This is a genomic window from Streptomyces sp. Root431 (assembly GCF_001426585.1).
Lineage (GTDB): Bacteria > Actinomycetota > Actinomycetes > Streptomycetales > Streptomycetaceae > Streptomyces > Streptomyces stackebrandtii.
The window spans coordinates 731,792-753,562 of the sequence record NZ_LMEI01000009.1; the positions used below are offsets into that span (position 1 = coordinate 731,792).

General features: G+C 70.9%; 20 protein-coding genes. 5 read left to right on the top strand and 15 right to left on the bottom strand.

Translation table 11 applies throughout. The annotated features are described in order from the left end of the window. Nucleotides 1-16 precede the first annotated feature (16 nt). On the top strand, nt 17-451 hold the full coding sequence (locus ASC82_RS29550; RefSeq protein ID WP_079039297.1) for a hypothetical protein: 435 nt from the start codon (nt 17-19) through the stop codon (nt 449-451). A 47-nt stretch (nt 452-498) separates the two neighbouring features. Here ASC82_RS29550 and ASC82_RS16790 read toward each other — a convergent pair whose 3' ends face one another. The 12 genes from ASC82_RS16790 to ASC82_RS16845 all read right to left on the bottom strand — a co-directional run bounded on the left by ASC82_RS16790 (nt 499) and on the right by ASC82_RS16845 (nt 14,248). Beyond that, nucleotides 499-984, bottom strand: a complete 486-nt coding sequence (locus ASC82_RS16790; protein ID WP_056648159.1) for a DUF6099 family protein — start codon at nt 982-984, stop codon at nt 499-501. Nucleotides 985-1,110: 126 nt separating this feature from the next. Continuing rightward, a complete protein-coding gene (locus tag ASC82_RS16795) occupies nt 1,111-1,521 on the bottom strand; it encodes a nucleotide pyrophosphohydrolase (RefSeq protein ID WP_056648658.1) in 411 nt (136 codons plus the stop codon). Between the two features lie 26 nt (nt 1,522-1,547). Next, on the bottom strand, nt 1,548-2,744 hold the full coding sequence (locus ASC82_RS16800; protein WP_347336080.1) for an ATP-binding protein: 1,197 nt from the start codon (nt 2,742-2,744) through the stop codon (nt 1,548-1,550). Nucleotides 2,745-3,015: 271 nt separating this feature from the next. After that, the gene (locus ASC82_RS16805; protein WP_056648162.1) at nt 3,016-3,447 is read right to left on the bottom strand and encodes a cell division protein SepF; all 432 of its coding nucleotides are present in this window, start codon (nt 3,445-3,447) and stop codon (nt 3,016-3,018) included. 85 nt (nt 3,448-3,532) lie between these two features. Beyond that, the gene (locus ASC82_RS16810) at nt 3,533-4,774 is read right to left on the bottom strand and encodes a PLP-dependent aminotransferase family protein (RefSeq protein ID WP_199862546.1); all 1,242 of its coding nucleotides are present in this window, start codon (nt 4,772-4,774) and stop codon (nt 3,533-3,535) included. Between the two features lie 96 nt (nt 4,775-4,870). Then, nucleotides 4,871-5,569 carry a GntR family transcriptional regulator gene (locus ASC82_RS16815; protein WP_056648164.1) on the bottom strand — a complete coding sequence of 233 codons (699 nt, stop codon included), beginning with the start codon at nt 5,567-5,569 and terminating at the stop codon, nt 4,871-4,873. A 112-nt stretch (nt 5,570-5,681) separates the two neighbouring features. Then, nucleotides 5,682-6,686 carry a proline racemase family protein gene (locus ASC82_RS16820; RefSeq protein WP_056648167.1) on the bottom strand — a complete coding sequence of 335 codons (1,005 nt, stop codon included), beginning with the start codon at nt 6,684-6,686 and terminating at the stop codon, nt 5,682-5,684. Nucleotides 6,687-6,890: 204 nt separating this feature from the next. Further along, nucleotides 6,891-7,805 (bottom strand): dihydrodipicolinate synthase family protein, encoded by a 915-nt coding sequence (locus ASC82_RS16825; protein WP_056648170.1) that lies wholly within the window; start codon nt 7,803-7,805, stop codon nt 6,891-6,893. A gap of 102 nt (nt 7,806-7,907) precedes the next feature. Then, nucleotides 7,908-8,774 (bottom strand): metallophosphoesterase, encoded by an 867-nt coding sequence (locus ASC82_RS16830; RefSeq protein ID WP_056648174.1) that lies wholly within the window; start codon nt 8,772-8,774, stop codon nt 7,908-7,910. Between the two features lie 45 nt (nt 8,775-8,819). Next, complete coding sequence (locus tag ASC82_RS16835) at nt 8,820-9,623, bottom strand: putative protein N(5)-glutamine methyltransferase (protein WP_056648664.1); 804 nt, start codon at nt 9,621-9,623, stop codon at nt 8,820-8,822. Nucleotides 9,624-9,925: 302 nt separating this feature from the next. Beyond that, nucleotides 9,926-12,682, bottom strand: coding sequence for a P-loop NTPase fold protein (locus tag ASC82_RS16840; RefSeq protein WP_056648178.1), 2,757 nt, complete (start codon nt 12,680-12,682; stop codon nt 9,926-9,928). Nucleotides 12,683-12,769: 87 nt separating this feature from the next. Continuing rightward, nucleotides 12,770-14,248, bottom strand: coding sequence for a hypothetical protein (locus tag ASC82_RS16845; RefSeq protein WP_056648181.1), 1,479 nt, complete (start codon nt 14,246-14,248; stop codon nt 12,770-12,772). A gap of 342 nt (nt 14,249-14,590) precedes the next feature. Between ASC82_RS16845 and ASC82_RS31140 the strand changes: the two genes are divergently transcribed. Together ASC82_RS31140 and ASC82_RS31145 are read left to right on the top strand one after the other, a co-directional pair. Next, the gene (locus tag ASC82_RS31140) at nt 14,591-15,322 is read left to right on the top strand and encodes an FAD-dependent oxidoreductase (protein WP_242427676.1); all 732 of its coding nucleotides are present in this window, start codon (nt 14,591-14,593) and stop codon (nt 15,320-15,322) included. 41 nt (nt 15,323-15,363) lie between these two features. Continuing rightward, nucleotides 15,364-15,816 (top strand): FAD-binding oxidoreductase, encoded by a 453-nt coding sequence (locus ASC82_RS31145; RefSeq protein ID WP_056648185.1) that lies wholly within the window; start codon nt 15,364-15,366, stop codon nt 15,814-15,816. Nucleotides 15,817-15,833: 17 nt separating this feature from the next. Here the strand turns inward: ASC82_RS31145 and ASC82_RS16860 are convergent, their stop codons facing one another. Beyond that, nucleotides 15,834-17,162: a TRAM domain-containing protein gene (locus ASC82_RS16860; protein ID WP_056648189.1), complete on the bottom strand. Its 1,329-nt coding sequence runs from the start codon at nt 17,160-17,162 to the stop codon at nt 15,834-15,836. 117 nt (nt 17,163-17,279) lie between these two features. Then, a complete protein-coding gene (locus tag ASC82_RS16865; protein ID WP_056648193.1) occupies nt 17,280-19,331 on the bottom strand; it encodes an APC family permease in 2,052 nt (683 codons plus the stop codon). A 234-nt stretch (nt 19,332-19,565) separates the two neighbouring features. Here ASC82_RS16865 and ASC82_RS16870 point away from each other — a divergent pair, with 234 nt between their 5' ends. Beyond that, entirely contained in the window at nt 19,566-20,234 is a 669-nt protein-coding gene (locus tag ASC82_RS16870; protein WP_024758514.1) for a TrkA family potassium uptake protein, read from the top strand. Continuing rightward, nucleotides 20,234-20,911 (top strand): TrkA family potassium uptake protein, encoded by a 678-nt coding sequence (locus ASC82_RS16875; RefSeq protein WP_056648195.1) that lies wholly within the window; start codon nt 20,234-20,236, stop codon nt 20,909-20,911. The genes ASC82_RS16870 and ASC82_RS16875 overlap by 1 nt, the downstream gene beginning before the upstream one ends. Before the next feature lie 111 nt (nt 20,912-21,022). Here ASC82_RS16875 and ASC82_RS16880 read toward each other — a convergent pair whose 3' ends face one another. Beyond that, entirely contained in the window at nt 21,023-21,769 is a 747-nt protein-coding gene (locus ASC82_RS16880; protein WP_056648200.1) for a DUF3159 domain-containing protein, read from the bottom strand. Between the last annotated feature and the right edge of the window lie 2 nt (nt 21,770-21,771).

Below are 21,771 nucleotides of genomic sequence, written 5' to 3' on the forward strand. Positions count from 1 at the left end.
GGCCGAGGAGGCCGCCATGTCCCAGGAAGCCGCGCCGGAGCGGGCCGTGCCCGAGCAATCCGCCTCGCATTCCGTGCCCGCACAGAAGGACGCCGGCGCCCCCAAGGGGCTGCTCCAGCAGATGGAGGAGCTGATGGCCGCGCTCTCCGCCGACCTCTCCCAGCTCGACGCCGACATTCAGTCCTCGGCCGACCGCCTGGAATCGGAACCCGCCCAGCCCGGCCCCGATGCCGACTGCCCCGCCGCCGAGCGACCCGCCGCGGGCCACCCTGCCGCCGAACGCGACGGCTCCGCCGCCCCCCACCGAAGCGACCTGCCGGAACCGGAACACCGCGACGTGCATCAAGACCGCAGCGACCAGCGCGGACATGGAGCCGAGCACCGCGAGGACGCCGGCCACGAGCCCGACACCCGTCCTGCCTCCGGCGACGCGACGCGGCACCTGTTCTAGAACCACCGCAGCCGCCGCACCGCCCCCGGCCGATCGCCGTCCGCCGTTCACACCGGACCCGGCCCGGGGCCCGCCCGGCCTCGGGCCGGGTCGGGGGGACGGGTCCGCTCCCGGTCCCGCACCGCCAGCCGCCGCAGCATCCCGCCCACCCGGTCGTTCGACTCGTCGACCGCGTCGATGGCCTCGATGCACTGCCAGTAGAGCCCCTCCTCGTCGGTGGCACAGGCCACCCCGACGAGCGCGATCCCCACTTCCCCGAGCAGCGCCCCGAGCGCGGTCAACGCCGCCACCGGATCGCCGACCTCCGTCAACTGCGCCGCACGCGGCCCACCGGCCCCCCACGCCGGGTACTCCCCGATCTCACTCAGCCCCCGCGCCTCGCCGCGCAGTTCCATCGGCCCGCAGAGCGCGAGATGACTCCCTATCGCCTGGGCGAGTGCCTGAGCCTGCCAGGCCTCCGCCACGATGTCCTGTGCTGTCCCACTCCCCGCCAACGCGTGCCGCCCGGCCGCGATGAGCCGCTCTGCTTCCATCAACGCCGCCCCCGTTCGTACGACTTACTGCCCACTCATTCCACTACCCAGAGTGAGGCCGACTGAGCCCCAACACCAGGGGAATTCGGAAATCTGTGGACAGTAGGCTCGATGGGGAAAATTCGATCACTCCGAAGAGTGACGATCTCCTGTCGCGGGCGCGTCACCACCCCCTCCGCCCCGCCGCCGGACGGGAAAACGGACCTCGTTCCTGTCGATCTTCGCCGCGAGCGCAACCAGGGGGTCGACCCCGAGCACCTCGCAGAACTGGAGGAGGTAGGCGAGCACGTCGGCCACCTCGTCCGCGACGCGGTGCGCCGACTCGGGGTCCTCCATCACCCGTTCCGCCTGCTCAGGGGTCAACCACTGGAAGATCTCCAGGAGTTCGGACGCCTCCACGCTGAGCGCCGCCGCCAGGTTCTTGGGCGTGTGGAACGGCTGCCAGTCGCGAGCGGCCGCGAACGCGGCCAGCCTGCGCTGGAGCGCCGCCACGTCATGAACCACCGCGCCCCCGCTCCCCACGTCCCCGTCCACCATCTCCCCGCCCACCATCTCGTTCTCCGTCATTCCCCCAGGTCTACCACCGTCACCCCGGGCACCCGACGCGCCTCCCCCTCCCCTCCTTCGCCGACCGCCCCCACGACCCTGATGTGCCCGTCGGCGGCGATGCCCACGGCGAGGCCGAGCAGTTCGCGCACCTGGCGCCTGTCGAGCCCCCGGTCCAGGCCGTCGGCGAGCAGGGTCAGGCTCTGCATCGCGTCGGGCACCTCGGCGATCCGGTCCATCGCGAGCACGCCGGGGCCCGTGAGCAGGGTGAGCGCCAGGGCCAGGTACCGCAGTTCACCGTCGCCGAGGCGGCCGAGCGGCGTCGCGGGCCGACCGCCCCTTTCGAGGACTGCCCGGACGAAGCCTTCCGGGAGTTCCTGCACGCCGATCCCGGTGACGGGTCCCGCACAACCGGCGCCCGCCACGGTCGCCAGGCGGTGGTGTCTGCGCGGGCAGGCCGTGTGGGTGCGGTGCAGGACCTCGGCGAGGTTGGCGCAGTCGCGCCGCAGCCGCCCTTCGCCGGGGAGGACGGCAGCCCGCATCCCTTCGGGCCGGGGGTCGCAGGGAAAGACGGATCGCAGCCCGATGACCACCTGTTCGGCGGCGGCCAGGACCTCCAGCTGCCCGGGCGTCTTGCCCGCGACCCGCAGCGGCAGCAGGGCCGTACCGAGCAGGTCGTCGGGGAGCGGTGCCCGTGTGACGGGAGTGGCGCCGGCGGTGTGCCACTCGGCCTGGACGGTGCTGCGGCCCGGGTCGCGCAAGGCGGTGGCGAGCAGCGTGCGGCCCCGTCCGGTGAGCCGCTCGCCGACGATCCGGAGCCGGGGCTCGGCCTGGACGGCGAGGTCGAGGTGGACCGGGCCGACCGGCCCGTCGACCGTGCACCCGATCCGGAAGCCGCGACGGCCCTGGGCGTCGGGCCGAGCGCGCTCGGGAACGCATTCGGCGGCGTCCGTGAACACCTCGTCGAGCGAGTCGCCCGCACCGAGCCGGGCCAGCGCCTCGTACGCCCGGAGCGTCGTGGACTTGCCGCTTCCGCTCGGCCCGGCGAAGAGGGTGACCGGCCCGAGCGCGTGGACGGCGCCCCGGTGGCCGGCGAACGCGGACAGGCGCAGCTCGGTGACGACCGGCCGGGCGACTCCCCGCCCGCCCCCGCCCCTGACCCCGGCCGCCGATCGGCCGGCGGTCACGGCAGGCACGGCGGTCACGGCGGTCACGGCGGTCACGGCGGAGGGAACAGCCGCAGAGAAAGCAGCCCTAGAGGAAGCAGCCCCGGCGGGAGCAGCCCCGGCGGGAACAATCCCGGAGGGAACAATCCCGGAAGGAACAGCCCCCGAGGGAACTGCCCTGGACGGGGCAATCCCGGATGAAGACACGTCGGAGGAAGGGGCGTGTGGCGTGCGGGCGAGCGTGCTGCCGCCGGTGAGGTCCATGTCCGGACCGTATGCAGCCCGCTCTCTGACGAACCGTTACGTCCAGATGACCTTCCTACGAACGGGGGACGCCGGCGGTCCTGCCGCCCATGACCTCCTCCCCATCCTCGCCCTCCGCACCCTCGACCTCCGTACCGGCCGGGGCGAGAAGGAAGACGTTCCGGTCGACGCGGTGCATCCCGCTCCCGAGGCCGAAGACGACCCCGCTGCTGAAGTCGAGGATGCGCTTGGCGACATCGGTGTCGGCGCTCGTCAGATCGAGGAGGACCGGGATCTGGGCGATGAGGTACTCGGCGACCTCACGGGCGTCGGCGAACACCTGGACCCGCAGCACGATCATGCGGCGCTGCTCGGCGGACTCGTACTGCTCGGGGATCGTGCGGTGGTCGACCCTGGACGGCCATTCGTCACGGCCGCGCAGGGGCACGACCTGGGCGAGGCCCTCCCACTGCTCGTCGGTGACGTCGTACCTCTCGTACCTACTCATGCGCACATCCTCCCGCTCCTCACCCGTTCGGCCCAACAACGACACGAGGTCATGCCGGGACGGCGCGGCAGAACGGACTTCGACGTCAGGCGAATGTCTTGGCCAGCCTGCGCAGGCCTTCCCTGATCTCCTCGGCCGAGTGCGTGGTGAACGACAGCCGCATCGCGGCCGGGTCCGGCTCCCCGCAGAAGAACGGCGCCCCCGGCACGTACGCCACCTCGTGGCCGACGGCGGTCTTGAGGAGTGCCGTCGCGTCGTGGCCCTCGGGGAGGGTGACCCAGATGAACATGCCGCCGTCCGGCCGGTTCCATCGGCTGCCCTCGGGCAGCGCGGCGGGCAGGCCTTCGAGCATGGCATCCCTGCGCTCCTGGTACGCGGCCCGCACCCCCGCGACGTGCGCGTCGAGGTCGCTGTCGCGCAGATAGCGCGCGGCCGCGGCCTGGTCGATGGAGGAGGTGTGCAGGTCGGCGGCCTGCTTCGTGATCACGCAGGCGCGGCGCAGCCCGGCCGGGGCGCGCAGGAAGCCGAGCCGGAGGCCGGGGGCCATCACCTTGGAGAAGGAGCCGAGGAGGACGGTCCGGTCGGCGGCCACGGGGTCGGCCGCGATCCAGGGCACGCGCTCGCCGTCGTAACGGAGTTCGCCGTACGGGTCGTCCTCGACGATCCAGAACCCGTGCCGCGCGGCGGCTCCGGCGACGGCGGCGCGGCGCTCGGCGGGGAGCGTGCGGCCCGTGGGGTTCTGGAAGGTGGGGACGAGGTAGAGGAGGGTGGGCTTCTCGCGCGCCGCGATCTCCTCCAGCGCGGCGGGGATGACCCCTTGGTCGTCGGTGGGTACGGGGACGACCCGGGCGCCTGCGAAGGCGAAGGTCTGGAGGGCGGCGAGGTAGCAGGGGTCCTCGACGAGCACCACGCCGCCCGGTTCGACGAGGGCCGTGGTGAGGAGGGTGAGGGCCTGCTGCGAGCCGGTGGTGATCAGCAGGTCGTCGGCGTCCGTGGGCAGACCGCGGACGGCGAGCCGGCCGGCGATCGCGGTGCGCAGCTCCGGGTCGCCCTCGGTGGTCGAGTACTGGAGCGCCTGCCGCGGGTTTTCGGCCAGCACGCGGTCGTACGCCGCTCGGATCCCCGCGACGTCGAACAGCTCGGGGGCGGGCAGTCCCCCGGCGAAGGAGATCACCTCGGGGCGCGCGGTGAGCGCCAGGATCTCCCGTACCGGCGACGACGCGACGCCGGCCAGCCGCGAGGCGGTGCCGGGGACGGGAGCGGCGGCAGGAACGGACGCGGAGGGGGACGAGGAGGCGTTCGCGGGCTTCGAGGCGGCGGAAAGCATGGCGTCAGCATATAGACGGCATGCACCCTGTCCAGATGCCGGAATCCGGGGACTCCCTTGAGAGACAACCGAGTTGAGGAGCCCCGGAACCGATGCCTACGAGACCGCCGCGCGGCCGACCGGTTGTTCGTCGTGGGCATCGGCCCAGAGGGAGCGCACATGGCCGAGGTGGCGGCGCATGCAGGCCTCGGCACCACTGGAGTCACCGGCCAGCATCAGGTCGAGGAGTTCGAGGTGCTCCTCGGCGGAGGAGACGAGCTTGCCCGCCTCGTCCAGGCCGGTCAGGCCGTAGAGGCGGGAGCGCTTGCGCAGCTCCCCGACGGTCTCGACCAGGCGCTCGTTGCCGGAGAGGGCGAGCAGGGCGAGATGGAAGCGGCGGTCGGCCTCCAGGTAGCCGATGAGGTCGTGTTCCCTGGCGCGGGAGACGATCTCGTCGGCGACCGGCCGGAGTTCCTCCAGCTGTTCCCGGGTGGCCATCCGCGTGACGCGCCCGATGGTGGGGACCTCGATGAGGGTCCGCAGTTCGGTGAACTGGTCGAGGTCCCGCTCGCTGACCTCGGTGATGCGGAAGCCCTTGTTGCGTACGGGCTCGACCAGGCCTTCGCGGGCCAGGTCGAGCATCGCCTCGCGGACCGGGGTCGCGGAGACGCCGAGGTCGGCGGCGAGTCCGGGGGCCGAGTAGACCTGCCCGGGGCGGAGTTCGCCGGCGATCAGGGCGGCCCGGAGGGCGTGCCCGACCTGGTCGCGGAGCCGCTCCTGCGCTCTCACGAGGCCGTACTGTTTCAGGTCACCCATCGTGCGCCCTCCGAGATGTCACGGAGGAGCATCGTACAATGTCACGTTTCTCTGCCCACCCGCGCGGGAAGCAGGGATTCTCGCTGCCCGCGCGGGACCTCCCGCACGGAGATCAGAGGAGGAACCCGGCGGGGAAGGGATCGTCGGGGTCGAGGAAGTACTGCGCCGTCCCGGTGATCCATGCGCGCCCGGTGACGGTCGGGACGACCGCGGGCACACCGCCCACCTCGGTCTCGCCGACGAGCCGGCCGGTGAACTCCGTACCGATGAAGGATTCGTTGACGAAGTCGGTGTCGAGCGGAAGCTCGCCGCGGGCGTGGAGCTGGGCCATGCGGGCGCTGGTCCCGGTGCCGCAGGGCGAGCGGTCGAACCAGCCCGGGTGGATGGCCATGGCGTGCCGCGAGCGGGTCGCGTCCGAGCCGGGCGCGGCCAGGTAGACGTGCTTCACGCCGGCGAAGGCCGGGTCGAGGGGGTGGACGGGCCGGTCGGGACCCGCGTTGATCGAGTCCATGACGGCGAGCCCGGCCGCGAGCAGCTCGTCCTTGTGGTCGCGGTCGAACGGCAGGCCCAGGGAGTCGAGTTCCACGAAGGCGTAGAAGTTGCCGCCGTAGGCGAGGTCGTACGTGACGGTGCCGAGCCCGGGCACCTCCGTCTTGAGGTCGAGCCCGACGGAGAACGCGGGCACGTTGGTGAAGGTGACGGAGCACGCCCGGCCGTCCTCGACACGGACGTCGACGCTGACGAGCCCGGCCGGGGTGTCGAGGCGGACGGTGGTGACGGGCTCGACGACCGGCACCATGCCCGTCTCGACGAGGACGGTGGCGACCCCGATGGTGCCGTGACCGCACATCGGAAGCAGCCCGGACACCTCGATGTAGAGCACGCCGTAATCGGCGTCGGGGCGGGTGGGCGGCTGCAGGATCGCACCGCTCATCGCCGCGTGACCGCGCGGCTCGAACATGAGCAGCGTACGGAGATGATCCAGGTGCTCGATGAAGTGCAGCCGGCGCTCGGCCATCGTGGCACCGGGAATCACCCCGACACCACCGGTGATCACACGCGTGGGCATGCCCTCGGTGTGCGAGTCGACGGCATGGAAGACATGACGCGTACGCATGGGTCCCCTTCAGACGTACGGACGGATGAAATTTCCCAGGGAAAGCCCCAGGCGGCAACCCTCAGGACCCCCAGGCGGCAACCCTCAGAGGGTCCCTGGGAGGAATCCCCCAGGGACCCTCGGGAGGCATCCCCCAGAGATCCCCAGGTGGCAACCCCAGAGATCCTCAGGTGGCATCCCCCAGGGCGATCCCTGCGGCAGAGCTCACGCATGCCCCTCGGCGAGGGCCTTCCCGGTCGCGGCGCGCACGACGGCGTCCTGCTCGGGTGTCAGCGGCGGGCGGGGCGGACGGGTGGCTCCCCCGTGGCGCCCGGCGAGATCCATGGAGAGCTTGATCGCCTGCACGAACTCGACCTTGGAGTCCCAGCGCAGGAGCGGATGGAGGGACTTGTAGAGGGGGAGCGCGACGCCGAGATCGCCGGCGACGGCGGCCCGGTAGAGCGTGACGCAACTGCGGGGCAGGGCGTTCGGGTAGCCGGCGATCCAGCCGACCGCGCCGGCGAGGGCCAGCTCCAGGAGGACGTCGTCGGCACCGATCAGGAGGTCGAGCTCCGGGGCGAGTTCGGCGATCTCGTACGCCCGGCGGACGTCACCGCTGAACTCCTTGACGGCGACGATGCTGCCGTCGCCGTGCAGGCGCGCCAGCACGTCGGGCGTGAGGTCGACCTTGGTGTCGAGCGGGTTGTTGTACGCGACGACGGGCAGGCCGGCGGCGGCGACCTCGGCGTAGTGGGCGCGTACGGCCCGCTCGTCGGCCCGGTAGGCGTTCGGCGGCAGGAGCAGCACCGAACCGGCCCCCGCCTCCGCGGCCTGCTCGGCCCAGCGCCGCGCCTCGTCGCTCCCGTACGCCGAGACGCCGGGCATGACCCGCGCCCCGTCGCCCGCGGCGTCGACGGCGGTACGGACGACCCGGGCGCGCTCCTCGTCGGTCAGGGTCTGGTACTCACCGAGGGAACCGTTCGGGACGACCCCGTCGCACCCGTTGGCGATCAGCCAGGCCACGTGCTCGGCGTACGCGTCGTAATCGACGGAACGGTCGTCGCGCAGGGGAAGAGCGGTGGCGACCATGACGCCGTGCCAGGGATGGGCACGGTGCGCCGGGGCATGCTCGTGGGCCATGAAGGACTCCCTTATATGGTGTGTGACATTTTATCGATCTCCGGTAGGGCCACAAGAGGGGTGCTCAGGCGACTCGGACGACAGACGGAAAGGAAGGTGTGCTCAGGAGGCACCGTGCGGCGGCGCCGCGAGAACCGCGCGCGGCACGTTCCTGGGGTGACCGGGCCGCTTCCACTCCCTCGGATAGCCGACCGACACCTCCTCGAAGCGCACGCCGTCGTGCCGGGTGGTGCGGGGGATGTGGAGGTGACCGTAGACGGCCACGGCGGTGTTGAACCGGAGGTGCCAGTCCGCCGTACGCTCCGTCCCGCACCACTGGGCGAACTCGGGGTAGCGCAGGATCCTGGTGGGTTCGCGGAGCAGGGGCCAGTGGTTGACCAGGACGAGCGGGACGTCGGGGTCGCACTCCGCGAGGCGCCGCTCGGTGAGGGCCACCCGCGCCGCGCACCAGTCCTCGCGGCCCGCGTACGGGTCGGGGTGCAGGAAGAACTCGTCGGTGCACACCACCCCCGCCTCGTAGGCCTGCTCCAGCGACTGCTCCTTGTTCGCGGCCGTCGGCGTGCGGAAGGAGTAGTCGTACAGCAGGAAGAGGGGCGCGATACGGACCGGGCCGCCGTCGCCTTCCCACAGCGCGTACGGATCCTCGGGAGTGAGCACGCCCAGGCCACGGCAGACGTCCACGAGGTACTCGTACCGCTCGACGCCCCGCAGCTGGACCGGGTCCTCCTTCGGCGTCCACAGCTCGTGGTTGCCCGGGCTCCAGATCACCCGGGCGAACCTCTCGCTGAGCGTCCGCAGCGCCCAGGTGATGTCCTCGCTCAGCTCCCCGACGTCACCGGCGACGATCAGCCAGTCGCCGTCCGACGACGGCCGGAGCTCTTCGACGATCCGCCGGTTCTCCGCGTGGGCGACGTGCAGGTCGCTGATGGCGAGAAGCTGCGGCCGGCGAGGAGAATCGATGCTCTCCATGGATGACCCCTTTCCCTGTGCGCTCGGGTTTCGCTCGGGTGCCCCTCAGACGGTGTCGGGGCGGCTCGCGATGATCACGGTGGCGTCCAGGTCGTCATCGGTGGCCACCTGCGCGAGCAGACCGGCCCCGCCGACCGCGGCCACGGCCTCGTCGGCCTGCCGCTCACTGGTCTCGAACAGCAGGACGCCCCCGGGGGCCAGCCACTCGGCCGCCTCGGCGACGACGCGGCGCAGGACCGCCAGACCGTCCACACCCCCGTCGAGCGCCACACGCGCCTCGTAGTCACGGGCCTCGGCCGGCAGCAGCTCGATCTCCACGGTGGGCACGTACGGAACGTTGGACAACAAGACATCCACGCGCCCCTTCAGCCCGACGGGCAGCGGCGCGAAGAGGTCACCCTCGTAGACCTCTCCCCCGGCCGGAGCGACATTGCGCCGGGCACACCGCACGGCCGCCGGGTCGACGTCCGCTGCATACAGCTCGACCTCGTCCAGCGCCGTGGCGAGCGCGACCCCCAACGCACCGGAACCACAGCACAGATCAACGACGATCGCCCGCGCCGGAGCAAGCTCCGCCGCCATGCGAACGAGCGCCTCCGTACGCCGCCGGGGCACGAACACCTCGGCGTCGACCTCGATCCGCAGACCACAGAACTCCGCGTAGCCGACGACATGCTCCAACGGCAGCCCGACGACGCGTCGCTCGACCATCTCCTCGAGCTCCGCGGCGTCAGCGGCGGCAGACATGATCATCCGCGCCTCGTCCTCGGCGAAGACACACCCCGCGGCACGGAGCCGGGAGACGACGACGGATTCGGATGCGGACTGGTCCAGCGAAGGAACGGACATGCGGGCCTTTCGAACGACTGAGATCACGACAGTGATCAAGCAAAGGACTCAACACTATCCGACGGACTCATCTCACCCTCAGCCCAACCCAGTTGCACCGAGGCGAGACACACACCGGACCCACGCGCTCCGCCCGCCCCCTGCCCGTACGGCCGGCACGCACGCCCGGCCGCCCGCCCGCCCGCCCGCTGGGGAGCGACCCCACTCGGCCGGCGGCGGGCAACCCGACGGACCCCAGGGGCCGGTTTCTGCACAGGCGCGGGCGCTTTGGTCACCCCTCCCCGGGACGATGTCGACGCACATCAGGCCGGCACCCTCGGATGACGCGGGCAGTCGGTGCCTCGGGGCAGCGGGACAGCAGCCGCCGGTCCAGCGGTCAGGCCCTCTGGTAGCTGCCAGGCGGTACGGATCGACCCGATCAGGTGCCGTGCGCTGTACGGCGACACCTCCAGCTCCTGGCGAGCGCGGCCGAGGAGCTCCAAGGCCCCGTCGGGGCCGCGTGCCGCTGCCTCATCCCGACGGCGGGCGAAGTCCCCCCTGCCGAAGACGTCCAGCAGGGTCAGAGAGAACAAGGCGTAGGCAGAGGCCTCGTCGAGGAGTTCCCGGGCCTCGTCCGAGACCTCTGCCGCCGCCTCCTCGCCCAGGCGCCCGCGGAGGTCGTGGAAGGCCACGTGCTCGAGGGCCCGCCGGAGCTCGGTCGAACCACAGGGGCAGGCCGGCCGCAGATGGTCCATCGCGTTCCGGAAGGCGACGAGGATCGTGCCCGTCCGCGCCGTCCACCGCTGCTTGCCCAGGAGTGTGCGGAAACCGGCGAGCGTGTCACTGAGCTCCTCGAGAATCAGTTGCCCCGCGATGTCGGTGAGCTCGACGAACTGTGTCCGGGCCTCGATCTCGTCCAGACGCAGCCCGTAGCGGATGAGGTCCCTGGGCACGCCGCCCGAGAGGGCGTGCGTCAGTGCCTTGAAGGGCTCGGAGAGCCCGGACGCCCGACGCTCCAGGATCTCGTTGGACTCTTCCAGCGTGCACGGCGGAACGTGCACGATGTCGTCCAGCGAGCTGTCGGTGACCCCGCGGTGGGGCAGCCCACGGCGCACGAAGGACGCACCGACGTCCTCGGCAACCGAGATCAGGTAGTGGACATGGGGCACGCCGAGGATGGCCTTGATCTCGCCGAGAAAGGCGAGCGCCGCGGTATCGGAGCCCAGCCGGTCCACCTCGTCAATCGCGATCACGACCCGCTGCTCTTGTAGGTGCTGTTCGGCGGCGATCTCCGTCAGCAGCGCACGGAAGTCGGAGACCAGCTCTGGGAAGTTCGGCGGCATGGTCGACAGCGAGGTCGTCTGCGCAGTGAGCAGTTGCGGCGGTCCGGCCGTCACGGCGGAGGAGGCCGTCTGCACGGTCTGCAGCCGGTACAGCTCGTCGCGGCAGGCGGTGACGAGGCGCGGGACCGGGTTCGCCGGGCTCCACGTGGCCATTTTGATCAGCATCAGGCCCGTGAGAACGATGGCGAGACGAAGCGGATTCTCGGGATCTGCCGCCAGAGCCAGCGTCAGGGGCATGGTGAAGAGCAGCGCGAGCCCTGCGGTGAAGAGGATCCATGCGGTCCGACGCCGCCGACGGAGGGTGAGGAGGACGCGCCCGCGAATCTCCCAAGGCCGTTCGGTAAAGAGGTTGACGATGCCGACGAGCAGGACAGTCAGCAGGATGAAGTCCTTCCCGCTCCCCTTGCCGGCTGCCTCCCTCAGGAGGGCGCGCACGTCGTCATCGACCAACAGCGAGACGAAGGCTGCGACGGCCAGCACCACCCCCGCTACAACGAGGGTGACCCGGGCACCCATGCGAATGGCACGCCACTGCTTCCACCGCCGCAGGCTCCACAACAGGATGCCGGCGACGACGACGAGCACCGCCGCGCCGACCCGCTCGCCGTTCCAGATGTCGAGCACGACCCCCGCCGCCTGGCGCCAGAGGTCCACCGCCCCGGCACGCACGGTCGGCCACTGCTGGGCCGTGAGGGAACGTACGCCTGCGGCCAAGCCGAGGACGACAAGTGCGCCCGCCGACAGCCCGAAAGCCAGCACGGTGAGCCTCTTCCGCAAGGCCGGCAACAGTCGGCGCGCCACTCTGCGGAAAGGTGAGATCCGGAGGAACGCGGGAGGCACGTGGCCCTGGTGAACGAGATAGTTCTCGCAGGTTCGGACGTAGAGGGACAGCAGGAAGTCGTACGGCGAATAGGTGGCCGGAGCCTGCACGACGACCGCGAACCCGGCTTCGCCTGCACAGGCTTCCAGGAGGGTCGACTTCCCCGCGCCCCGGGAGCCACTGACCGCGATCGTCCCACCACTCTCAAGTTGGGCAATCTTGCGGGTCAGGCTCCGGGCGGCCAGGCTCTCGACCACGTACCGCGGATTGCGCGGCGAGCGCAGGCCGTGGAAGTTGTCCGCAAGGAGCAGTGAGTCGCGGTCCTCACCGAGCAGCGCCTCGACCACCCGGTCGGTCAGCGGGCGGACGCCGTTCCCTTGGAGGTCCCGGCTCCAAGCGGCTGCCGCCCACGCGGTCCTTCTGTCCAGCAGGGCGACGCGCGGACGCAGAGCCCACTCCCGCAGGTTGAGCAGGACGTGCATGCGCCACACCGGGTGCCGCCAGATCACCGCCCCGGTCAGCGGCAGAGCCAACGCGGCGCCGAGTACTGCCGGCCAGGAGAGGAAGACCGCTACCAGCAGGGTGAGTACGGTCATTCCGCAGAGGGCCACAGTCAGCGGATGAGTGCGGTCGCGGAGGTAGTCGAGCCGTCGGCGCTGACGCTCGCTTCGCTCCAGCAACGCACGGAAGCGCTCCTGGGTGTCCCGGCAAGGCGCGACGGCACGTTCGACGTTGGCCTCGGCAAGCATGGCCGCTCGGGCGTTCTCGGCTGTGGCCTGGGGTCGCACGCCGAGACGCCGTGCGACGGCCGGCACGGCCAGGCAGGCATCGACCGCCGCAAGGTACACCTCCGCCTCCCGCTCCAGGGCGAAGAAGTCGGCGACCTGCCAGGCGGGGCGCGGGCGGCGTCGGGACATGGACGAAGGGCCTTTCGGAAGGGGCGGGGTGCGGGAGCCGGAACACGATCACGGGCCGCAGATTCGGGAAGCGGTGCGGCGTCGGAGTCATGCGCCCCCGCGGGCTCGGACGAGGTCACGCCGCGACAGACGCGTCCCTCGCTTGTGCTTGATCCTGAAGCAGTCCCCGAGCCCTGGCTCGTCCTTCCCGCCGTTGACATAGGTAACCGCGTGGGCGCCTCCGTCATCGAGCAGCCGCCCTACGCACTGGGCGAGCGTGTGGGGACCCGAACCGTCGTACCCCCAGGACAGCCCTGGGGCGTCCATGACGGGAGCCGGATAGAGCACGCCGTCGTCGGTGCGCACCCAGACCGGGTCGTCGAGGATGACCTCCTTGAGGACCGCTCCCTCGGGCAGGCGCTTGGGCGCCCGGCCTATGTAGGTGATCTCGTTGAGACGGCGGGAGGCGAATTTCCCCTTCACCGCGACCACCGGGCTGCCGGTCACCGGATCGACGAAGGTCTCCACGGTGTCGTAGCTCTCGTCCCACACCCGGTGCAGAGCGGTCGGCGGCACGACACGCAGCCGGTTGATCCACTCGGCCGCGGCCCGGGTGACGTCCGTTCGGGTCACGTGGAACGTGCCACCGTAAGGAAGGTCCTCGCTGCTCCAGGCACTGACATGCTCAAGACACTCCACGGCCAGGTCGTCCGTACGCCCGCAGAGTTCGGCGAGTCCGGCGCCGACGACAGCGTCCGTCGCGAGCTCTCCGGGGCCGGGGTCGGACACGCTCGGAACGGCCGGATGCACCATCGAGTCGCCCGGCCCTGCCGACCAGGAGCGGAGGTTCTCCATCTCCCACGACGTGTGCTCCGCCGCACTGGTCCGGATGCGGTGGCCGATCGTGAAGCAGGCGCGTCGCAGCGGGGAACCCTCCGGTTCCTGTCGCGCCAGCTCGTAGAGCGGCTCCCAGGAGGGATAGGTGGCCATGTCGACCGGGACGGGAGCGTCTCCGGGGGTCCATGCGGTGAGGTGGGCACGGCGACGCAACTCACGGGGCCACCATGGGACGGGGCCGCCCAGGTGCGCGGCAAGCTCGCTCCACCTCGGGTGGTAGACGAGCTCGGGCCGTTCCCGGTCAACCGCCTGCAGTTCAGGCCCGTCGAAGCCGTAGAAGTGCTCTACGACGACGAGGCCGGCGGTGTCCGTATGCACGTCGAGAAGGCTCCTCGCATCGGGCATGCCGTCACACGGGAAGACGATGGCGATAACGCCCTCCCGGGTCTCCCAACGCCCGGTGAAGTACTCGGCACGGATGTCCGTTCCGTCGTCCGCGTCGCGGTACTCGCCCCCGAGGTATCGGGACTCGACCAAGGGTGCCGGGCGCAGCAGAAGAGGCCCCGCGCCCGCCAGTTCAGGATGGGCAGAGGCGAGCCACCGCGCAAACGCGTATCCGGACCATCTCTTCGGGCCATCAGCGAAGGCCTCGCCGTCGAGAGGCTCGATGATGCCGTCCTTGAGACGCAGCCACGCCTCCTCCGACAGACCGAACACGTCCTTGAGCTGTGTGGCGGTCAGCTTCTCCAACTCGGCCTCCTCTTGATGCCACTTGCGTCGCCCATCATGGTGGGCGGGTCTGACAGAGCACACTCGATTCTGTGGACGTATGACCGGGCGCGCCGGGAGAAGCCTGTGAGTCGATGCGGGCGAGAGGGGCGCTGTGGCGGACGTCGACGTGGCGGTCGTGAGGGCGGGAGTGCTGGGCAGGTCGATCGCGTACGCGCTGGCGTGTGCCGAGCCGAGGCTGCGGATCGTTGTGTCGGGGCGGCGCGGCTCCGGCGCCTCGCAGGCGGCCGGCGCGCTGCTCGGGGTGTTGGGCGAGGTGACGTCGGCCGGTGTGCGGACCCGGCATGGCGAACTGCGCCTGGGATGGCAGTGGAGGCCGCCGCGCGCTGGCCGGCCTGGCGCGAGGGCTTACGGGAACGGGCCGGGAAAGCGGCGCCCGCGGACGGGTACGGGGCGGGGACGTACGTCCTGCTCAACGGAGCCTCCGGGCCGATCGACGACGCGTCGTTCGAGGCCATGCGTGCGGCCGGCGCGCGCTACGGACTGCCTGTCGAGGACAGCGCCGTCTCCGACATACCGGCGTACCGACCGCTGGACAACGACCGGGCGCTGCGGGCCGTCTTCCTGCCGCAGGAGCGCTTCCTGGACGCACGCCGCTGGATACAGACCCTGGACGCGGCGCTCCGGGCGCTGCCGAACGTGGATCGCGTCGGGGCCGACCGACTGCGATCCCACGGATCGTCGCACGAACTCACCACCGGCCAGGGCACGTTGACGGCCGGTCGGGTCGTCGTGGCGGCAGGCGCATGGTCCAGCGCCCTTCTGGAGCGCGTCGAACCGGAACTACCCGTCCTGCCGGTGGTCTCGGCCGAAGGTACCGCCGTCACCCTCCGCCCCAACGCCCCTGTGCCTCCGCTGGTGTTACGCACCCATACCGGGCGTACGCCTGCGGACTCCACGCCGTCCCGCAGGCCGACGGCACCCGGTACCTCGGCGCCTCCGCCGCCCCGGCACTCCATCCCGGCGACGCTCCCGCCGCCGGCGCGCTCCGCTTCCTCCTCGATGCGGGCCTCGGTCAACTGCACCACGGCCTGACGGGCGCCAGGATCGACCGCGTCCACCACGGCAACCGCCCGGTGGGACTCGACGGACACCCCGTCCTCGGGAACACCGGACGCCCCGGCCTGTGGGTGGCCACCGGTACGCACCGCGACGGCCTGCACGCCTCACCGCTGATCGCCCAGGAACTCGCCGCCGAGATCCTGCACGGCACCCCGAGCCCCTGGCTGCCCCCGTGGCGACCGGGCCGGAAGCCGATCGCCGACTCGACGGCCGCCGATGCCATCGAGGAAGCGGCGACCCATCACGCGGCCCTCGCCGCCGAGTCCCGGATGCGCCCACCACTGACCGGCGACTGGCCCGGCCTGCTCGCCGACGCCTACCGGCAGCTCATGCAGCAGACGTACGCACGAATGCCCGACGGCTACGTCCCGCCCCCGGAGCTCGCACCGCTCGGCTACGAACACGGACCCGCGCTCGCGAAACTCGCCCAGGGCCACCTCGACCGGCTGGCGGGCCGGCCTTCCTAGAACGAGAACAGCCCGGCTCAGGCGTCCTTCTTCACCGGCTCCAGAATCGCCACGCACTCCACGTGGTGCGTCATCGGGAACAGGTCGAAAGCGCGCAGGGTACGGACCTTGTAGCCGCGTTCCGCGAAGTAGGAGATGTCTCGGGCCAGGGCCGCCGGGTCGCAGGCGACGTAGGCGATGCGGCGGGCGCCGAGGCCGGCCAGGTGGTGGACGGTCTGCTTGCCGGCGCCGGCGCGGGGCGGGTCGAGGACGATGAGGTCGACGTCGGTGATGCCCGTGCGCGGGAGGACCGACTCGACCTTGCCCTGCTCGATGCGGACGCGGGGGAAGCCCTCCAGGTTGTGGCGGGCGTCCTCGACCGCGCGCTTGCCCGACTCGATGCCGAGGACGGCGCCCTGGTCGCCGACGCGGTCGGCGATGGCGCCGGCGAAGAGGCCGACGCCGCAGTAGAGGTCGAGGGCGGTTTCGCCCTTGCGGGGGGTCAGGCCCTGCATGACGGCGAGCATGAGGGTCTGGGCGGCCTTCGGGTGGACCTGCCAGAAGCCGCCGCTGCCGACGCGGTGGGTGCGCTCGTCGGCGCGCTCGCGGACGAAGGCGCGGCCGTGGACGCGGTGGACGCCGCCGTCCTTCTCGTCGACGCGGAGGACGGAGACCGGCTTGTCGAGTTCGACGAGCGGGAGGCGGCCGCCGGGGCGGGGGGTGAGGATGACCTGGCGGTCGTTCGAGCCCGAGGCGGCGATGGCCTCGACGGTGGCCATGCCCTCCCAGGTGCGCTTCTCGATGCCGAGTTCCGAGACGCCCTGGGCGGCGATCATGCAGTGGTCGATCACCTCGACCTCGTGCGAGCGGTGCTTGCGCAGGCCCGCGTGGCCTTCCTCGTCGATCGCGTACTGGACGCGGGTGCGCCACTGCGGGACCTCGCCCTGCGGCAGCTTGTCGCCCTCGGCCGGCATGACGGTGCCGTCCCAGCCGGCTTCCTCGGGGGTGAGCCCGGCGAGGCGCAGGAGCTGTTCGGCGATGACCTCGCCCTTGAGGCGGCGCTGGGCGCCGGGCTTGGCGTGCTGCCAGTCGCAGCCGCCGCACTTGCCGGGGCCCGCGAAGGGGCAGGGGGCCTCGACGCGGTCCTTGGAGGGTTCGAGGATCGTGATCGCGTCGGCGCGCAGGAAACGGGACGTCTCCTCGCCCTCGGTCACGCGGGCGACGATCTTCTCGCCGGGCAGCGCGTGGCGGACGAAGAGGACGCGGCCCTCCTCGGTGCGGGCGATGCAGTGGCCGCCGTGGGCCACCGGTCCGACCTCGACCTCGTACTCTTCCCCGACCAACGACGAAACAGGGGTGTTCTGCATGGCGGGGGGACTCCAAGAGGAAGTGGCGGTGGGCTGTCGTCCGGATACTTCGGACGGCAGCCCACCAGTCTAGTTGTTCTTTTCCGGATGTTCTTTTCCGGATCCGGATGTCCTGTTCTAGCTGTTCTTCGCCGTCGGTTCCTTCTGGCGCTTCTCCACCGGGCCCCGGCGGACCGAGCCCGGCGCGTTCCACTCCTGGCGCTTCCTGGCCCGCTTCTTCGCGACCTCGGAGGACTGGAGCTGGTACGGGACGGAGGTCACCATGACGCCGGGCGTGAAGAGCAGCCGGCCCTTGAGGCGCAGGGCGCTCTGGTTGTGCAGCAGGTGCTCGTACCAGTGGCCGACGACGTACTCCGGGATGTAGACGGAGACGGCGTCGCGCGGGCTCTCGCGGCGGATGTTCTTGACGTACTCGATCACCGGGCGGGTGATCTCGCGGTACGGCGAGTCGAGGATCTTGAGCGGGACGTTGATGCCGCGCCGCTCCCATTCCTCCCTGAGCGCCTTCGTCTCGACCGGGTCGACGTTGACGGTCAGCGCCTCCAGCTCGTTCGCGTGCATGAGCTTGGCGTAGGCCAGGGCGCGGAGCGTGGGCTTGTGGAGCTTGGAGACGAGGACGATGGAGCGGACCCGGGAGGGGCGTACGTACTCGTCGGGCCGTTCCTCGGCGGCGGCGATCTCCGCGGCGACCGAGTCGTAGTGCCTGCGGATCGCGGTCATCGTCCCGTAGAAGATCACCATGCCGAGCAGGGCGACCCACGCGCCGTGGGTGAACTTGGTGGCGAGGACGACGACGAGGACGAGGCCGGTGAAGAAGGCGCCGAAGGCGTTGATGGCGCGGGAGCGGATCATGTGGCGGCGCTTGGCCGGGTCGCGCTCGGTCTTCAGGTGCCGGTTCCAGTGCCGGACCATGCCGATCTGGCTCAGCGTGAAGGAGACGAAGACGCCGACGATGTACAGCTGGATCAGCTTGGTCGAGTCGGCCCCGTAGACCCAGACCAGGAGCGCGGCGGCGCCCGCGAGGAGCACGATGCCGTTGGAGAAGGTGAGGCGGTCGCCGCGGGTGTGCAGCTGGCGCGGCAGGTAGCGGTCCTGGGCGAGGATCGAGCCGAGGAGCGGGAAGCCGTTGTACGCCGTGTTGGCGGCCAGGAAGAGGACGAGCGCGGTGGCGGCGGCGAGGAGCACGAAGAAGAACGTTCCGTCGCCGAAGACGGCGGCCGCGACCTGGGAGATCACCGGGTCCTGGACATAGCCCGCGCCGACCGGCACGCCGTTGACCAGCAGGTCCTCGGCGGGCTTCTCGGCCATCCGGACGTCGGTGGCCATGGCCAGGAAGATGATGCCGCAGAACATGGTGACCGCCAGGCCACCCATGAGGGCGAGCGTCGTGGCGGCGTTCTTCGACTTCGGCTTGCGGAAGGCGGGGACGCCGTTGGAGATCGCCTCGACGCCGGTGAGCGCGGCACAGCCGGAGGAGAAGGCGCGGAGCAGCAGGAAGACGAGCGCGAAGCCGGCCAGTCCCTGGTGCTCGGGCTTGATCTCGAAGTCGGCGGTGGGGGCCTTCATGGTCTCGTCGAGGACGATCCCCTTGTACGCGCCCCAGGCGATCATGATGAAGACGCCGGCGACGAAGACGTACGTCGGGATGGCGAAGAGGCTGCCCGACTCCTTCACGCCGCGCAGGTTCATCACGGTGAGCAGGATGATCACGCCGACCGCGCAGGCCACCTTGTGCTCGACGACGAAGGGGATCGCGGAGCCGAGGTTCTCGATGCCCGAGGAGATCGAGACGGCCACGGTCAGGACGTAGTCGACGAGCAGGGCGCTCGCGACGGTGAGTCCGGCCTTCGGCCCGAGGTTGGTGTTGGCGACCTCGTAGTCGCCGCCGCCGCTCGGGTACGCGTGCACGTTCTGGCGGTACGAGGCGACGACCGTGAACATCAGGACGACGACCGCGAGCGCGATCCACGGGCTGAAGTGGTAGGCCGACAGCCCCGCGACGGAGAGGACGAGCAGCACCTCACCTGGCGCGTACGCCACCGAGGACAGCGGGTCGGAGGCGAAGACGGGGAGCGCGATCCGCTTGGAGAGCAGGGTCTCCCCGAGCTTGTCGCTGCGCAGGGCCCGCCCGATCAGGATCCGTTTGGGCACGTCGGTCAGTTTGGACACGGAGAGGATCGTAAGCGTTCGAAATCCGCCATGCTCACCGGCACCCCCGATCCGCACCGAATCTCCCTGAGTACCACCTCGGATGCGGTCCCCGCCAGCGTTGCCGCATAAGCTCGGACCGGGCAACCCGGCAGGGCGTTGCCCGCCGCGGCCCGGGCGGTTCGGGCGAGGAAAGTTGTGGGCAGGGTGTTTTCGCAGGTCAGCAGGGCGATCAGGAGTGCGGGGTAAGGGGACGTGCACATCGTCATCATGGGCTGCGGGCGAGTGGGAGCCGCTCTCGCGCAGACCCTCGAACAGCAGGGGCACACCGTCGCGGTCGTCGACCAGGACCCGACGGCTTTCCGTCGTCTGGGGTCCGGTTTCGGCGGACGGCGCGTCACGGGCGTGGGCTTCGACCAGGACACGCTGCGCGAGGCCGGGATCGAGGACGCCGGTGCCTTCGCCGCGGTGAGCAGCGGCGACAACTCCAACATCATCGCGGCGCGGGTCGCGCGCGAGATGTTCGGCATCGAGAACGTGGCGGCGCGGATCTACGACCCGCGGCGCGCCGAGGTCTACCAGCGCCTCGGGATCCCGACGGTCGCGACGGTCCGCTGGACCGCCGACCAGATGCTGCGGCGGCTGCTGCCCTCCGGCGCGGAGCCGCTGTGGCGGGACCCGAGCGGCGGCGTGCAGCTCGCGGAGGTGCACACCTCCCCCGCCTGGATCGGCCACAAGGTCAGCCGTCTCCAGGAGGAGACCGGCGTCCGTGTCGCCTTCCTCACCCGACTGGGCGAAGCGATTCTGCCGACCTCTCAGACGGTGCTCCAGGAGGGTGACCTGGTGCACGTGATGATGCGTACGGACGACATCGCGAAGGTCGAGGAGGCCTTCGCCGAGGGTCCTGAGGAGGGCGGTCACTGATGCGTGTCGCTATTGCGGGCGCGGGTGCGGTGGGCCGTTCCATCGCGGGCGAGCTCCTGGAGAACGGTCACGAGGTCCTGCTGATCGACAAGGCGCCCACCGCCATCTCGGTGGAGCGGGTGCCGCAGGCGGAGTGGCTGCTCGCCGACGCCTGTGAGATCACGTCCCTCGACGAGGCGGCGCTCCAGCGCTGCAACGTGGTGATCGCGGCGACCGGTGACGACAAGGTGAACCTGGTCGTCTCGCTGCTCGCCAAGACCGAGTACGGCGTGCCGCGGGTCGTCGCCCGCGTGAACAACCCGAAGAACGAGTGGCTGTTCAACGAGGCCTGGGGCGTGGACGTCGCCGTCTCGACGCCGCGTCTCATGTCGGCCCTGGTCGAGGAGGCGGTGAGCGTCGGCGACCTCGTCCGGCTGCTCCGCTTCAGCCACGGCGACGCGAACCTGGTCGAGCTGACGCTCCCGCCGGAGTCGGCGCTCGCCGGTACCTCCGTCGGGGACGTGGACTGGCCCCAGGACACCTCGCTGGTGACGATCATCCGCGGTTCGCGGGTGCTGACGCCGAGCGCGGAGGAGACCCTGGAGGCCGGTGACGAGCTGCTGTTCGTGGCGGCGCAGGCCCGCGAGGAGCAGCTGGAGGACCTGTTGCAGGTCCGCCGCGAGACCACCGAGTCCTGACGGACCGGAGGACCTCTCGTACGGGGAAGGGCCCGGAACCTGGTGACAGGTTCCGGGCCCTTCCCCGTACGCGTACGAACGCGGTGCCGCTCAGACCTCCGAGCGTGCCGCTCAGGCCTCCGGCGTGCTCCGCGCGGCCTCCTTGCGGGCCTTCTCGGCCTGCTCCTCGGCCTCCATCTCGGCGAAGACGTCGATCGGCGGCGGCGCCTTCGCGAGGAACATCCAGGTGAGGTAGACCGCGAGCAGGAACGGCGGGATCTTCAGGGCGACCAGGACCCAGCCGAACTTGGTCGTGTCGGCCCACCAGTACATCGGGAAGAGGATCGCGCACTTGGCGAGCAGGATCAGGCCCCAGGCCAGGCTGGCCTTCGCGTACGCCTTCTTGCGGCCGGGGTTGCGGGTGCGCCAGGAGAGGTTCTCCTTGAAGACCGGGCCGAGGATCAGGCCGATCAGCGGGACGCCCGCGAGCGTGGTGATGATGTACGCGAGGGCGAGGCCCAGGGTGTACAGCATGCCGGGCAGGTAGAAGTCCTTGGCGTTGCCCGTCATCATCGCGAAGACGACACCGAAGGCGACACCGAAGACGCCGCTGAAGGCGTGCTTGACGGTGTCGCGCCGGATCAGCCGGACGGCGACCAGGACCAGCGAGACCGCGAGCGCGGCGATCGCCGAGATGTGCAGGTCCTTGTTGATCGTGAAGATCGTGACGAAGAGCAGGCCGGGCACGACCGTCTCGATCATGCCCCGCAGGCCGCCGAAGGCCTCGAACAGCGCGGCCTCGGTGACCTCCTTCGAGGCCTGGGCGTCCTGCGGGGCCTGGGCGTCCTGATCCGTGGTCGGCTTGTCGAGGGACGTCACCG